Raw genomic sequence first — 13,428 nt, 5'->3', positions numbered from 1 at the left:
GGCGTCTCAAGGCGTTCCTACTTGAGCGAAAACTTGGCGACTCCGTTCCACCCCCGCGACATCAGATCGATCTCACGTCCTCGGTAGACCAACCTCACCGCATGGACATTGCCCACGGAAATGCTGAAGGGGGGCATTCCGCGCACGGCCTTCTCGGTACCGGCCGCCTGCAAATTGGCCAACAAGACCACGCCATTGGCATCGGTCACTTCCACTTCCACGGACTGGGTAAAAGTGAAGCGAAGGGTGCGTGGCTTAGGCGCCGCGGGAGCGGCAGCCTCGGTGGTGGCCGGGGCGGCGGGAGCGGCGCTCGATACCACGGGTGGCGCCGGAGCGCTCTGCGCAGCGCCGCCGGTCTGGGGAATTTCGGGAGGCACCGGGTTGGCCGGTGTGGTCACGCTGGCCGCGCTTGGCGCCTTGGGTACCTCGGGGGCAGTTACTTGGGTAGATGCGGTAGGCATCTCGCCGCCAACGGGCGGAGTGGCAGCGACAGGCGCCGGTGGGGGCGGCGCGGGTGTTTCGGGAGCCGGGCTCGATGCGGGCACCGCCGGGGAAGTCGCGGGGGAAGTCACCGGCGCGCTCGCGTGCGAGCGATCCTTGCTGGCACGCTGGCCGAGCAACCCCAGAACAAACAAGCCCAGCACGACAAAGACTATGACGAGATACACGGTCCTGCGCCGCTCGCGCGTCGTATCCGCGGGCAACGGAGTACCGGCGCCGGGGATGATGCTTCCTGGCACCTCGCCCGCCAAGCCGGATTTTTCGATGAGCGCATCGGCGTCGAGGCCGAGCGATCTCGCGTAATTGCGCAAAAATCCCCGGGCCCAGAGCGCACCCGGAAAATTGCTGTAGTCATCGCGTTCGAGCGCATCGACTTGCTTAACGCTCAGTTTGAGCTGTCTTGCCATCTCGCCCAAGCTCAGGCCCTGCGCCTGGCGCGCTTGCGACAATTGCGCCCCGACGCCAGGGGCAGTGATTTCAGGAGTAGTGGTTTCGGTCATTCAAATCGGCCATCTAGCAAAGCGCGGGTTTCAGGCGCATCCGGAAAGCGCCGCCGCAATTGATTCGCATGCTGTATCACGCCGTCTCCATTGCCTAGTTTGCGTGCGATCCGAGTCGCGAGCCAGAGCAGATCCGGTCCTGGGGACTGCGAATCCTGAAGCAATCGGTCGGCATAGATTTTTGCCTGTGGGGTAATTCTTCTTGAGGTAATTCAGATCGGAAAGATTGAGCAGCGCTTGCGCGTGCCTTGGGTTTCGCATAACGGCTTGGCGAAAATATTCTTCAGCCCGCGTATTGTCCCCAATCCGCCGCGCGCACACCCCAGCATTCTGGTACGCGGTATCAGGGGCCTGGTAGAGCGGGTTTTTAACCGCCTCCAGCAATTGGCGCAACCCTTCCTCCGTGCGCCCGCGCGAGCACAAGAACTGCCCGTAGTTGTTGCGCGCCGAAGAATTGCCCGGCTCGTATCGCAGTGCTTTCTTGAAAGCGGCCTCGGCTTTCTTGTCTTCCCTCAATTCCATGTACACCAAGGCTAGTCCGCTGTGGGCGGGCACATAATCGGGGCGCGCCTTGAGCGCTTCATTGAGCTCCTCGATGGCGAACTGATGCTTGCCACTCTCGTAGTAGCCCATGCCGAGTTCCATGTGAGCATGGGCGCGATTGGTCAAGTCTTGGCTGGCCGCCTCCCGTTTACTGGGCGAGGTGGATGGATTGTTCGTGCACCCGCATAGCACGGCGGCTAGCACCCATGCGCGGAATATATTCAAGCGCTCATCCCCAATGCCATCTTATCCTTTCTCCGGGTCCTGTCCTGGACTTCTCCCGCTAATTGCCCGCAGGCGCCATCGATGTCGCTGCCTCGCGTCTTACGCACCGTCGTAATGTAGCCCGCATTGAGCAATATCCCCTGAAAACGCTCGATGGCCTGGTCCGTTGAGCGTTGGTAGCCCGAACCGGGAAAGGGATTGAAGGGAATCAAATTGAACTTGCACGGCACGTCTTGCGTGAGCGCGGCAAGTTGCTGGGCGTGAGCTGCGGTATCGTTGACCCCGTCCAGCATCACGTACTCGAAAGTGATGAAATCCCTGGGCGAACCGGCTCGCGTCCACTTTCTCCAACCCATGTCTTCGCTGGCGAATTCCTCGCCCGGTTCACCGGAATCGCCGGTCGCGGCGGCGGCCCCCACGTAGCGGCGGCACGCTTCCATCAACGAGGCCAGGGGATACTTCTTGTTGATTGGCACGATCTCGTCGCGTAGTTCGTCGTTGGGCGCATGCAGGGAGACCGCCAAGGCAACAGGACATTGCTCTCGCAGGCGGTCGATATTGGGCACGATTCCCGAGGTACTCACGGTGACCCGCCGGCGCGAGAGCCCATAACCGAAATCGTCCAACAGCACGTGAAGCGCGGTGATGAGATGATCGAAATTGGTCAAGGGTTCGCCCATGCCCATGAAGACAACATTGCTGATGATGCGTTCGTGGGGCAGCGTTTGAAAGCGCTGCGCCAAGACGTGCCGCGCCCACCACACCTGGCCCAGAATCTCGGCAACGCTCAAGTTTCGGTTGAAACCCTGGCGCCCCGTCGAGCAGAAGGTACACGCCAGGGCACAGCCCGCCTGTGTCGATACGCACAGAGTCCCGCGGCGGGTTTCGGGGATAAAGACCGTCTCCACCGCGTTACCACCGCCCACATCGAGCAACCACTTCGCCGTGCCGTCCGCCGCCACCGACGAGCTACGCTCGATGGGCAGCCCTACCACGGAATCCGCCGCGAGCTTTTCTCGCAAGGATTTGGCGAAATCCGTCATATCCTCGAAGCGCGACTTGCCGCGCTGGTGAATCCAGCGAAACAGTTGGCGCGCCCGAAACGCTTTCTCGCCGCGCGCCTCCAGATAACTGGCCAAGCCGGATAGATCGTAGCCGAGAAGGTTTTCCATCGAAGGTACGGAAATTAGCGCGAATGCAAGTCGAGGGACGAAAAGAAGTAAGCGATCTCGCTCGCCGCCGTCTGCGGGCCATCGGAGCCATGCACGGCGTTGGCGTCGATGCTATCGGCGAAATCCGCGCGGATGGTACCCGCCGCGGCTTTCTTGGGATCGGTGGCGCCCATGAGATCGCGGTTCTTTTGAATCGCTCCTTCGCCTTCCAGGACTTGGATCATGACGGGATCCGAGGTCATGAACTTGACCAGATCCTTGAAGAAGGGGCGCTCGCGATGGACCGCATAAAATCCTTCCGCTTGCTGCGTTGAGAGCATCATCATCCTGGCCGCCACGACCTTGAGTCCGCGCGCTTCGAAGCGCGAATAAATTTGCCCGATGACGTTCTTGGCGACAGCATCAGGTTTGATGATGGATAGGGTTCTTTCAGTTGCCATTTCTACTCCGACAGGTGCACGGGCGCAACGCCCGGTTATTAGACTTAAAGATTAATGCTGAGAAGACTGGCTCGCCGCTTACATGGCGCATACCGGCGGCGAGTCCGGAAGGGTGCGAAGAGTAGCACGATAACCCGTTGAAAGAAAGGCCAATCTTGGTGGCATCTTGGACGCCATGGGGTCCGCCCCCTATAAGCAATGACTTAAAACGATGCTAGCATCGCACCCTCTTGTCATATACCGCCAAGCCGGCGGAACGAGAAAGGATGCACCGTCTTCGGCGGCGGTCATGGGACGAACTAGGAGAGGAACTCCTCGTGCCCAAGAAGAAACCAGGCGTGATCCCTTCATCGCGCCCCATCCAGAGCGCTTATCTGCAATCTCTCCTCCCCCGTAGAAGAATCATGGCGGAACCCCCAACTTTATCGAACGAAGAAAGCGTCAAGAAACGGGCTTTTGCGGGGCTTGCGATCGCGCTATTCCTCATCGTCGCCGCCATCGGCGGATTGGTGTTCATCGAACGGCGGTCCGCCGATGCACCCAGACCGGTCGCGCCCGTATCTCCCCCATTGGAAACTCCGGCAAATACGGCGGATACCGTGCCGCCTCCCGCGCCTGAAGTGAGTCGTGTCCCCGATTCGCAGGCCGCGCCCCCAGCACCCGCGAGCCCGCCTCTGGCACCGGCCACCCCCGCGGAGACCACCCCGCCGGCGGCCCCCGTGGCTGCCGTGCCCGCCAAACCGGCGGAACACGTCCCGCCTCCCACGCAGCATGATCCACCCGCAGCCGCGGCAATCCCGCCAACTCCGAAAACCACCTCGGCCATATTGAAACTAGAGGACGCCCCAATCGCGCCGGGTAAGGGATACACCGTGCAGATGGGAGTCTTCAACACCTACGCCAACGCCGATTCCCTGCTGGCAAAACTCAAGGAACGCGGCGTCCCCGCCTACACCGAAACGCGCGTGGTCGTGGGGCCTTTTCGCACCAAGCAGGAGGCGAAGAAAGCAGCCGCCACCCTCAAGGACTTGGGTGAAACCGCCATCGTTAGCCCTCCGAAGCGATCTCGCTCGAAGAAGTAACCCATTGAATGACTATGCCGGGCTCGCCCTGCTGCGCGAGCATGCGGCAGTCGTAACCCAGGCGCGCTATCCACGCCAATTGTTCGCCTTGCAAAAGCAAAGGCAGGCGGTCGCGCTCCCAAGGCGCGATCGCGTTTTCTTGGAATAGATTCTTGAGCGAACGGCTCGGACGGTTTGGAGCGAGTTGCATGCGCTCCCCTCCACGCCGAAACCGCACCACGCAGGGTGCTTGCATGAGCTTGGCCTGGCTCAATCCTTCGCCTTGGCGCTCCATGAATCTTAGCTCCCCTCCAGGAACGGCGAGGCACGATGCACCGCTCCAAGCAATTTCGCCGCGGCTTGGCGCAGCCGTGCGCACCCACGAAAGTGCGCCGCGATAACGCCGGTAGAAGCCCTCCCCCACGCCGACCGCGACGAGCGCGTCGTCGCGAGCGAGAAAAGCTTGCCGAAGGACTTCCTCCAAGCGCGCGCGCGGGGGCGGCCGAACACTCTCCTCTTGCAGTTGCAAGCGCAGGACCGCGAGCGAGCGCTCTTCGCCTATCTCCTTCAAGCCAGCGACCATGAGGTGAGGCCCCTGCCGCACCGCCTGTAAATCGGATTGCGCCCTCGCGGCCGCCCACGCCCCAGCCTCGCGCAAATTCCCCATGGCACGCTGCAATGCCGAACGATAGGCGGGAAACCGCTCTTCGATGAGCGGGAGTATTTCGCGGCGCAAGAAATTACGCGCGAAACGCGCATCCGCATTACTGTCGTCGTCTATCCAGGATAACGATCGCAAGCGCGCGTAGGCGAGAATTTTCTCGCGCGGGACCGCCAGCAGCGGGCGCACCACGCGCTTGGATGATTGGCGGTGCAAGAGGCGCTCACCTGCCATGCCGCCCAAGCCCGTGACACCGCTACCGCGCAACAAGCGCAGGAAAAAAGTCTCGCATTGATCGTCAAGATGATGCGCCAGCACCATGGCATCGGCGCTGGCGTTATCAAAGGCCTCATAGCGGCGCAAGCGTGCTTGCTCCTCCAGACTCTCACCGCCCCGGCGTTCGACACGAATGGATTGCACAGTTAGGGGAATTTTCCGGGATTCGCACGCATCCTGGCAAAACCGCGCCCACTGCTCCGCGTGCGCGCTGATGCCATGATGAACGTGCATGGCTTGCGGAACATGCGCGAGATGGATGCGCAGACGGGAAAGGATATCGAGCAACACCATGGAATCCATGCCGCCACTCAATCCTACACATAGACGCGAATCCGCCAGAGCATGCGCGCGCAAGAAAGCGAGCACGCCCTCTTCTAGTTCCCGCGCCTCATGCGAATCCTGCCCCTCCGGCGTGGTTTCGCGAACCTTTGAGAAGGCCTTAGCGCTCGGCGGCTTCCTTGAATTTTCCATAGCCCATGAGCCGCTTAAAGCGCGCTTCCAGCAACTCGCCGAGCGGCTTGGCTTGTACTTCCGCAAGGGACTCCTGCAAGGCGCGGCGCATGGTCTGCATCGTCATGCTGGGATCGCGGTGGGCCCCTCCGGAAGGTTCGATCACGATCTTGTCCGCCAACCCCAGGGACTTCAACCGGGTTGCGGTGATCCCCAAGGAATCGGCGGCCTCCGGAGCTTTCTCCGAACTTTTCCATAGAATCGACGCGCAACCTTCCGGTGAGATCACCGAATAGATGGAGTACTGCAACATGATGATGGTGTCCCCCACGGCGAGAGCGAGCGCGCCGCCGGAGCCGCCTTCGCCTATCACCGTCACAATCACTGGAATGCGCAGGCTCGACATGGCGTAGAGGTTCTTTCCGATGGCTTCGGACTGGCCGCGCTCTTCCGCACCCACGCCGGGGAAGGCCCCGGGGGTATCGACGAAGGTAATCAGTGGAATGCCGAATTTTTCCGCCAGATGCATCAGGCGCAACGCCTTGCGATAACCCTCCGGCCGCGGCATGCCGAAGTTGCGGTAGATCTTCTCCTTGGTGTCGCGCCCCTTCTGGTGCCCGATCACCATCACGCTCTGGCCGCCAAAGCGCGCCAGGCCGCCTATGACGGAAGTGTCATCGGCAAACGCGCGGTCGCCATGCAGCTCTTCGAAATCCGTGAAGAGGTTTTGTATGTAGTCCATGGTACAGGGGCGCTGCGGATGGCGCGCCACCTGGGAAATCTGCCAGGGCGAGAGCTTGCCGTAGATCTCCTTCGTGAGAGTCTGGCTCTTTTTCTGCAGCTTGCCGATCTCCTCGGAGATGTCCAAGGCGGAATCGTCTTGCACATAGCGCAATTCCTCGATTTTCGCCTCGAGTTCCGCGATCGGCAATTCGAAATCGAGGAAGGTGTTCTTGATCTGGAGACGGTTCGATTGCGCGACATTCGCGGCGGGCTCATTTGCCATCGTTGCTTTCCATGAAGAAGGTTGTTGCCATGCCGGGCGTGCCCGGCCCTATTGACCGAGGGCTATAACTGTATCAGAACAACACGCCGGATTTTCCGCGCGGGTCGCTATAAGCCTTGACCGTGCCGGAGCGCTTATCCACATAGACCGCCTGCATATTGCCCCACCGGCGCTTGCCCTCCTGCACGTTGTGCCCCATGCCCTTCAAGGCTTCGATCCAATCCTTATCGAATGCGCCTGGTTCATATTCCACGCGATCGGGCAGATACTGATGATGGAAGCGAGGCAAGCTCACAACGCGTTCGAGGTCGCGCGGGCGCGTGTCCATGAAATCCACGAGCGCCAGCGCCAGCATGGATATGATGCGCGAGCCGCCCGGGGTTCCAATGACCAGCAGGCCTTCGTCATCTTCCACGAAAGTAGGCGTCATGCTGGACAATGGCCGTTTTCCAGGCGCCAAGGCGTTGGCGGCGCTGCCCGTGAGGGAGTAGGCCGTGGCGGCACTGGGACCGATGGCGAAATCGCTCATCTCGTCATTGAGCAAAACGCCCGTGTCACCCGCCACCATGCCCGCCCCAAAGGGCAGGTTCACGCTCAAGGTCGCGGCCACCCGGTTGCCTTCGGCATCCACGATGGAAAAATGCGTGGTGTTACTGCCTTCCTTGACCGCCATATCGAGTGCTTCGCTCGTGCCGGCGCGCGCGGGATCGATGGATTTCGCGCGCTGCCGCGCATACTCGGCGCTCGCGAGTTTCTCCGTGGGGACTTCCACGAAACCGGGGTCTCCCATGTAGCGCACGCGGTCCTGGTAGCCGCGCCGCAATGCTTCGACCAGCAGATGCGAGCGCTGAGCCACCGGCGCATTTGCCACATCGAGTCCTTGCAGGATTTGCAGCGCCTGCGCCATCACCAGGCAACCCGAAGACGGAAGCGTCACGCAGGTCACCTTGGCGCCGCGGTAGCGAAACGACAGCGCGGCACGCTCGGCGACTTGGTAGTTCTCCAAATCCGAGGGGGTCCAGATCCCTCCTTGATTCACCACACCCTCCACCAACCGCCGTGCCACCTCGCCCTGGTAGAAACCCTCTCGCCCCTTGTTCGCGAGGGCCTCCAGCACAATGGCCAGTTGTGGCTGCTTCACGATGAAACCTACCGCCGGAATCTTGCCTTGATCCAGGAAAACCGAGGCTGTATTGGCGTCTCCCTTCATCACCGGCTCGCGAAAGGTTGCCGCCGCGACGTAACGGCTATCCACCGCAAACCCCTCACGCGCCAGGGCGATGGCAGCTTGCAACAGATCCTTGAGGGGAAGACGCCCGTACTTCTTGGCGATCCAGTCCAAACCCGCCGGCGTGCCGGGAATGGCCGCGGCCCGGGCGCCATCAAGGGCCCGCCGCCCATCGGGCTTGCCACCGGCGCCCGCAAAGGTTCGATCGCCGCTGGCCCCCGGGGCGGTTTCCCTCGCATCCACGACGACTTCATATTTATCCAGTGAGCGGTGCAACAAGAAGAACCCGCCGCCGCCCAAGCCGGAGGAGAAAGGCTCCACCACCGCCAAGGCCGCCGCCACCGCAACCGAGGCGTCGAACGCGTTGCCGCCCTTGTTCAAGATTTCCAAGCCCACTTGCGTGGCAAGCGGATGCGCCGATGCAATGGCGGCTTTCTGGGCCGCGCTCTTGGCCACCGGACCAAAAACTCCCGCCGCGGCCAACGCGATTACCAAGGAAACTCTTGCCCAAATTCTCATTTAGTTGTCCGTGCTAGATATTTTTTGGATGTTGAGCCAATGGGCCTATCCACGCGCAAGCAAAAGCAAGCGGTACTCGTTTTGCGCGGGGAAAGTCTGATGGCGGTTACTCCGGTTCTGTAGCTTCGCGAGCGCTTTGCGCAGGGGAAAGGCCAGCATGCGCGCCATCACCGGGTGCTCGTGCTTGAGCTCTTGGATTAACCGGACGCAGAATGGTTGGACGAAATCGTTCTTGATTCCATCGAGAACCTCGAACGTTGGCGCGATGAACTGCGTCACGTCCAAATCCCATTGGACGGCGAAGTCCTTGGATATCTCCTGTTCCATGAGCGCTCCGAACTGCGCCCGGGAAACGCGCTTATCCTCCTGGCTATCCTTGCGCGGAAAATAGTCGAATATCAACACGTGCTTCTTGGCGTAGCGTGCCAAGCGCCGCAGCGCCAATCTCGCATCAAGATAATGGAAGCTCTCGCAGAAGAGTACCAGGTCGTAGCGCTCGGAGATTTCAAGCTCCTCGAATTTGCTCTCGAAAATTCGCGAAGCGGACGGCAGTTTCTGGCGCGCCATGGCATTGAGTTTGGGCGATGGGCAAACGCAGTCAATGGAGTACCCCTTCCCGGTGAGCCCCAGGGCATTGCTGCCCGTGCCGCTGCCCACGTCCAGTATGCTTTTCGTGCTCGCGGGAATGGCTTCGCAAAGCCTGTCGAAATAGGCCCGCTGGGCCAACCCAAGCCGTTGCAATGTCACTTCGTCAGCGTGCCCGGCGGGCCAATATCCGTAGTGCAAGTATCCATGGCCATGGACCACCTGGGAGAAGAGCGCTTCCACGTCCAATCTGAGCGCTTTTATTTTCTTGAACATGGTGGTTTTCTATTGGGAGGGTTCGGCCATGGCGCGTTCGGCGCTTAGCACTGCGTTGCTCAACAGCATGGTGATGGTCATGGGACCCACGCCGCCCGGAACCGGGGTGATCCACCCGGCTACCTCGCGAACGGACGGGAAATCCACGTCGCCCACGAGCTTACCATCAGACAGACGGTTGATGCCCACGTCGATCACCGTGGCGCCGGGCTTGACCATATCTCCCCGGATCAAGCCGGCCTTGCCGGTGGCCGCGACGATGATGTCCGCGCGGCGTGTATGAGCCGCCAAATCCATCGTCTTGGACGTGCAGATGGTGACCGTCGCATTACGTTGCAGCAACATGAGTGCAACGGGCTTTCCCACGATATTGCTGCGCCCAACCACCACGGCCTCCTTGCCTTGCACCGGAATGCCGTAACGGTCGAGCAGCGCCATGCACCCGGCGGGGGTGCAGGGCTGGAAGCCGCTTAATCCCGCCACGAGACTTCCGAGGCTATGCACGTGGAAACCATCAACGTCCTTGTGCACGGATATGGTTTCCAAAACGCGCCGCGCCGAAACTTGCGGCGGAAGGGGTAATTGCACGAGTATTCCGTGAATCCTTGGGTCTTCGTTAAGCGCCCGAATTCGTTCCAGCACCGCGAATTCGGACGTGCCAGCCGGCAACTGATGCAATTCCGAATGAATGCCTGCTTCGCCACAGGCTTTGATTTTGTTTCTCACGTAGATTTGCGAGGCCGAATCTTCCCCCACCAGCATTACCGCCAGCCCCGGCTTCTTGCCCTGGGCCGCGAGAATGCTCGTCCTGTCCTTGAGTTTTTCGCGCAGTTCGCGAGACAGCGCGACGCCGTCCATGATTTGTGCTGTCATTCCTTCTCCATGCGCCGGACCGGCGCGGCATTGATAGAATGCAAGTGTAAGATATCCGCCACACACTCCTGCCTGCCCCCATGCCCGCGAATTTGGATGACAAACTGGTCGTCGCGCTCTCCTCGCGCGCGCTCTTCGATTTCGAAGAAGAAAACGAAGTATTCGACCCCGCCGATCCTAGCGCGTACCAGCAATTGCAATTGTCTCGCATAGAGCAACCCGCGGCACCGGGGATCGCCTTCAATCTCGCCCGCAAGCTGCTGGCTTTCAATGGCGCGGACGCCCAAAGGGTCGAGGTCGTGATCCTTTCACGCAACGACCCGGTGAGTGGAATGAGAGTGTTCAAATCCATCGATTATCACGGGTTGCCAATTACGCGCGGAGTGTTCACGCGGGGCCGGTCTCCCTTTGGGCACCTCACACCCCTCAAGGCGGACTTGTTTTTATCGGCGAACCAGGAAGATGTGCGTTACGCCATCGAGGCGGGTTTCCCCGCGGCCCGGGTCTATGCCAAGGGACCGAACGCCCCGGAACGGCATCCTGGAGAAGTGCGCATAGCATTCGACGGCGACGCGGTGCTATTCAGCGACCAGGCCGAGCGCATTTACCAGGAACAAGGGCTTTCGGCTTTCGAAGAGCACGAACGTTCACGCGCGGGTGAACCTTTGCCACCGGGGCCGTTGCAGCCCTTTCTGCGAGCGTTGCACTCACTGCAAAAAAAACCAACCGCACAGCAACGGATGCGCATACGCACCGCTTTGGTTACCGCGCGCAGCGCTCCAGCCCACGACCGAGCGGTGCGCACGCTGATGAGTTGGGATATCGAGGTGGATGAAGCGATGTTTCTAGGCGGCCTTGAAAAAGGGCCTTTCCTACAGGTCTTCGAACCGGATTTTTACTTCGACGATCAGATGACCCACGTCCATTCGGCGGCTAGCGCCGGGCCGTCAGGTCATGTGGATGCGGGCGTCGCGAACAAGGTTCGCGACTAACTACCGTTTCAGGCCAAATGGCGGCTCCAAAACAAGACATGGGCCGAGCGCATGAGAAGCCAGGGTTTTCCCTCGCTTATCTCGGCCAGTCTGCGCACCTTGATGATGTTCTCGGGCGCCAAGGCTTCCCAACTCAATCCCACGGAACGGTCGCGGCGGTAGGCCACCTTGGCATTTACAAGAACGGCCTCCTCTGGGTCGCGGCCAAAGGGCACGCGTAGGGCACCGTCCTTGCCGCTCAGCGCATGATCCTCGTCCATCTCGAACAAGGCACCGAAGAACGAAATGTCGGCGAGGAGCCCCGCAACTATCCCGCCTTCGTGCTGAAAACTCGCCGCCTGGGAAAAGGGGAAACGAACATGCTGGCGACGGTCTTCCGAGGATAGTTGGAGGGATTTCATGGCCGCCCTTATTGGAGATTGTGAAGTGCTACTCCTGCACGACAGTGCCTGAGCATGCCATATGCCAATCGCCTCCGTTAGCGTGAACTACCGGTGGTGCCAAGATTCGGGTTGATGAATTGGGTTCCGCTAGGCCCCACGCCCGCTATCTGGAGAATTACTTCCTCGTCCTTGGCGCCGTCAAAATGCGCTTCCTTGGCCGGATGCATCATGTAGCCGCCGGGACGAATCGGTTCGGTATTGCCCGGTGAGAACTCCGGGCCCTTTCCAGTCCACCAAGTTCCCTTGAGCACCGTGACGAATCCTATCCTCGGGGTGGTAGTGTGGCATGCTCATGGTTCCTGGCGAGAATTTCACCCGGATCACGTAGGGGCCCGGCTTGGAGGGGTTCCCGTAGACCGCCATGCGCTTGATGCCTGATATGCCAGGATAGTCCTCCCACTTCTCCTCCCCCAAATGCAGGGTGACGAACCCTTTGCTATCAACATTCAAATCGGCGTGCAGCATGGTGCCGGGAATGACCGCACCACTGGCGAGCGCGATCGCCAGACATAGTCTTTTCATCATGGACGCGATGCTTCCTAAGGTTTGATGAATTTGAGGGTCATGCGATCGCTCTCGCCTATGGCCACGTACTTCGCCTTGTCCCGGTCACCGAGCCGTAACGTTGGCGGCAGCGTCCATACGCCTGAAGGATGGTCTTTGGTATCTTTGGGATTCGCGTTGATTTCGGATTTCTCCGCCAGCTTGAAGCCCGCTTTCTGCGCGGCGGCGATGACCCATTCCTCGGTCATGTATCCAGTGTCGATCTGTTGTTGGAACGGCGTGCCAGGATTGGCACGATGGTCCTTGACCACGAGCACGCCGCCCGGCTTCAGTGCCTCGTGGAAGGCCTTGAACATCGCATCCGCGTTCCCCGCCTTCGCCCAGTTGTGTACGTTGCGGAAGGTGAGCACCATGTCGGCCGAGCCGGCGGGCGCTATCTCGGTCCACTTGGGAGCAAGCAACTTGGTCTTGATCACCTTGCCGTAAATGTCAGGTTTGGCGGCCAGCATGGCGTCGAAGGCTTTCTCGCGCTCCTTGAGAAAGGCCGGCATGCCGGGCGCGTCGGTCACGATATACGCGGCGTAGTACATGCCGTACTCCTTCAGCAAGGGCGCCAAGATTTCCGTCCACCAGCCAGCGCTGGGCCACACTTCCACGACCGTCATGGAAGGTTGAATGCCGAAGAACATCAAAGTGTCCTTGGGATGGCGAAACTCATCGCGCGCGGCATTGGCCGGGTCCCGGTGGCCGGCGGCGAGGATCATGTCGATTTTCTTATCGAAGGCGGCCTTGTCCCATTCCAGGGCGAGGGCATCGGCGCACCGCAGGAAGCCGCAGGCGAGAAGCGCCGCCACGATGCCGCCACTACCTTGTAGAAAGTCCCTTCGCGAGTGATGCATGTTTTTGCTCCAATTCGATGATTCCGGTGTCGCCAGCGGGCAACGCTTTACGGGCATGCGGACGCCCATATTCTCGCTCGTCATTACGTAACAGACTCACTATAGGGCACCTCTAATAATCCCTTTTCTACGACGGATCTCTTACCGCGTTAGCGAAATGAGTTTCATTCTCGGCCAGGTGACCTTCAGTCGGGTTATTTCGCGCCTTTCAAGGCGTTTTGCGAGCCTCTTCACTGGCTTTGTATCCAACTTACCCAACCGCACACGGATT

At 60.4% G+C, this 13,428-nt stretch carries 14 protein-coding genes; 2 read left to right on the top strand and 12 right to left on the bottom strand.

The features are described 5' to 3' along the window. Positions 1-17 precede the first annotated feature (17 nt). Genes EXR36_07445 through EXR36_07430 form a run of 4 tightly spaced genes read right to left on the bottom strand, consistent with a single transcriptional unit; the run spans position 18 to position 3,381 of the window. Entirely contained in the window at positions 18-1,001 is a 984-nt protein-coding gene (locus tag EXR36_07445) for a helix-turn-helix domain-containing protein (protein MSQ59467.1), read from the bottom strand. A gap of 30 nt (positions 1,002-1,031) precedes the next feature. Beyond that, positions 1,032-1,784 (bottom strand): type IV pilus biogenesis/stability protein PilW, encoded by a 753-nt coding sequence (gene pilW, locus EXR36_07440; GenBank protein ID MSQ59466.1) that lies wholly within the window; start codon positions 1,782-1,784, stop codon positions 1,032-1,034. Next, positions 1,766-2,941 (bottom strand): 23S rRNA (adenine(2503)-C(2))-methyltransferase RlmN, encoded by a 1,176-nt coding sequence (gene rlmN / locus EXR36_07435; GenBank protein ID MSQ59465.1) that lies wholly within the window; start codon positions 2,939-2,941, stop codon positions 1,766-1,768. Before rlmN ends, pilW begins: the two co-directional genes overlap by 19 nt. Before the next feature lie 14 nt (positions 2,942-2,955). After that, complete coding sequence (locus tag EXR36_07430; GenBank protein MSQ59464.1) at positions 2,956-3,381, bottom strand: nucleoside-diphosphate kinase; 426 nt, start codon at positions 3,379-3,381, stop codon at positions 2,956-2,958. A 266-nt stretch (positions 3,382-3,647) separates the two neighbouring features. On the opposite strand from EXR36_07430, the gene EXR36_07425 reads away from it, so the two are divergent. Further along, a complete protein-coding gene (locus tag EXR36_07425; protein MSQ59463.1) occupies positions 3,648-4,463 on the top strand; it encodes an SPOR domain-containing protein in 816 nt (271 codons plus the stop codon). Here EXR36_07425 and tilS read toward each other — a convergent pair. From tilS to folD, 5 genes are all read right to left on the bottom strand, one after another. Next, positions 4,429-5,853 carry a tRNA lysidine(34) synthetase TilS gene (tilS, locus tag EXR36_07420; protein ID MSQ59462.1) on the bottom strand — a complete coding sequence of 475 codons (1,425 nt, stop codon included), beginning with the start codon at positions 5,851-5,853 and terminating at the stop codon, positions 4,429-4,431. The genes EXR36_07425 and tilS overlap by 35 nt on opposite strands. Then, positions 5,822-6,790, bottom strand: a complete 969-nt coding sequence (locus tag EXR36_07415) for an acetyl-CoA carboxylase carboxyltransferase subunit alpha (GenBank protein MSQ59461.1) — start codon at positions 6,788-6,790, stop codon at positions 5,822-5,824. The genes tilS and EXR36_07415 overlap by 32 nt, the downstream gene beginning before the upstream one ends. Before the next feature lie 121 nt (positions 6,791-6,911). Next, positions 6,912-8,585 (bottom strand): gamma-glutamyltransferase, encoded by a 1,674-nt coding sequence (gene ggt / locus EXR36_07410; protein ID MSQ59460.1) that lies wholly within the window; start codon positions 8,583-8,585, stop codon positions 6,912-6,914. 45 nt (positions 8,586-8,630) lie between these two features. After that, positions 8,631-9,446 (bottom strand): class I SAM-dependent methyltransferase, encoded by an 816-nt coding sequence (locus tag EXR36_07405; GenBank protein MSQ59459.1) that lies wholly within the window; start codon positions 9,444-9,446, stop codon positions 8,631-8,633. Between the two features lie 9 nt (positions 9,447-9,455). After that, positions 9,456-10,319 carry a bifunctional methylenetetrahydrofolate dehydrogenase/methenyltetrahydrofolate cyclohydrolase FolD gene (gene folD, locus EXR36_07400; protein MSQ59458.1) on the bottom strand — a complete coding sequence of 288 codons (864 nt, stop codon included), beginning with the start codon at positions 10,317-10,319 and terminating at the stop codon, positions 9,456-9,458. 80 nt (positions 10,320-10,399) lie between these two features. Between folD and EXR36_07395 the strand changes: the two genes are divergently transcribed. After that, a complete protein-coding gene (locus tag EXR36_07395) occupies positions 10,400-11,311 on the top strand; it encodes a 5'-nucleotidase (GenBank protein MSQ59457.1) in 912 nt (303 codons plus the stop codon). A gap of 8 nt (positions 11,312-11,319) precedes the next feature. Here EXR36_07395 and EXR36_07390 read toward each other — a convergent pair whose 3' ends face one another. The 3 genes from EXR36_07390 to EXR36_07380 all read right to left on the bottom strand — a co-directional run bounded on the left by EXR36_07390 (position 11,320) and on the right by EXR36_07380 (position 13,157). Further along, entirely contained in the window at positions 11,320-11,712 is a 393-nt protein-coding gene (locus EXR36_07390) for a PilZ domain-containing protein (protein ID MSQ59456.1), read from the bottom strand. Positions 11,713-11,892: 180 nt separating this feature from the next. Continuing rightward, a complete protein-coding gene (locus EXR36_07385; GenBank protein MSQ59455.1) occupies positions 11,893-12,279 on the bottom strand; it encodes a hypothetical protein in 387 nt (128 codons plus the stop codon). Positions 12,280-12,293: 14 nt separating this feature from the next. Beyond that, a complete protein-coding gene (locus EXR36_07380; protein ID MSQ59454.1) occupies positions 12,294-13,157 on the bottom strand; it encodes a methyltransferase domain-containing protein in 864 nt (287 codons plus the stop codon). Positions 13,158-13,428 lie beyond the last annotated feature (271 nt).

This window comes from Betaproteobacteria bacterium (assembly GCA_009693245.1).
GTDB lineage: Bacteria > Pseudomonadota > Gammaproteobacteria > Burkholderiales > SHXO01 > SHXO01.
Note: the sequence above shows the minus strand (reverse complement) of the source record. Positions and strands in the feature narration are given on the sequence as shown.

Coding starts and splice junctions, on each gene's coding strand:
- folD (MSQ59458.1), bottom strand. CDS start 10,319: ATGACAGCACAAATCATGGACGGCGTCGCGCTGTCTCGCGAACTGCGC.
- EXR36_07380 (MSQ59454.1), bottom strand. CDS start 13,157: ATGCATCACTCGCGAAGGGACTTTCTACAAGGTAGTGGCGGCATCGTG.
- EXR36_07390 (MSQ59456.1), bottom strand. CDS start 11,712: ATGAAATCCCTCCAACTATCCTCGGAAGACCGTCGCCAGCATGTTCGT.
- ggt (MSQ59460.1), bottom strand. CDS start 8,585: ATGAGAATTTGGGCAAGAGTTTCCTTGGTAATCGCGTTGGCCGCGGCG.
- tilS (MSQ59462.1), bottom strand. CDS start 5,853: ATGGAAAATTCAAGGAAGCCGCCGAGCGCTAAGGCCTTCTCAAAGGTT.
- rlmN (MSQ59465.1), bottom strand. CDS start 2,941: ATGGAAAACCTTCTCGGCTACGATCTATCCGGCTTGGCCAGTTATCTG.
- EXR36_07385 (MSQ59455.1), bottom strand. CDS start 12,279: ATGATGAAAAGACTATGTCTGGCGATCGCGCTCGCCAGTGGTGCGGTC.
- EXR36_07430 (MSQ59464.1), bottom strand. CDS start 3,381: ATGGCAACTGAAAGAACCCTATCCATCATCAAACCTGATGCTGTCGCC.
- EXR36_07425 (MSQ59463.1), top strand. CDS start 3,648: ATGCACCGTCTTCGGCGGCGGTCATGGGACGAACTAGGAGAGGAACTC.
- EXR36_07405 (MSQ59459.1), bottom strand. CDS start 9,446: ATGTTCAAGAAAATAAAAGCGCTCAGATTGGACGTGGAAGCGCTCTTC.
- EXR36_07395 (MSQ59457.1), top strand. CDS start 10,400: ATGCCCGCGAATTTGGATGACAAACTGGTCGTCGCGCTCTCCTCGCGC.
- EXR36_07445 (MSQ59467.1), bottom strand. CDS start 1,001: ATGACCGAAACCACTACTCCTGAAATCACTGCCCCTGGCGTCGGGGCG.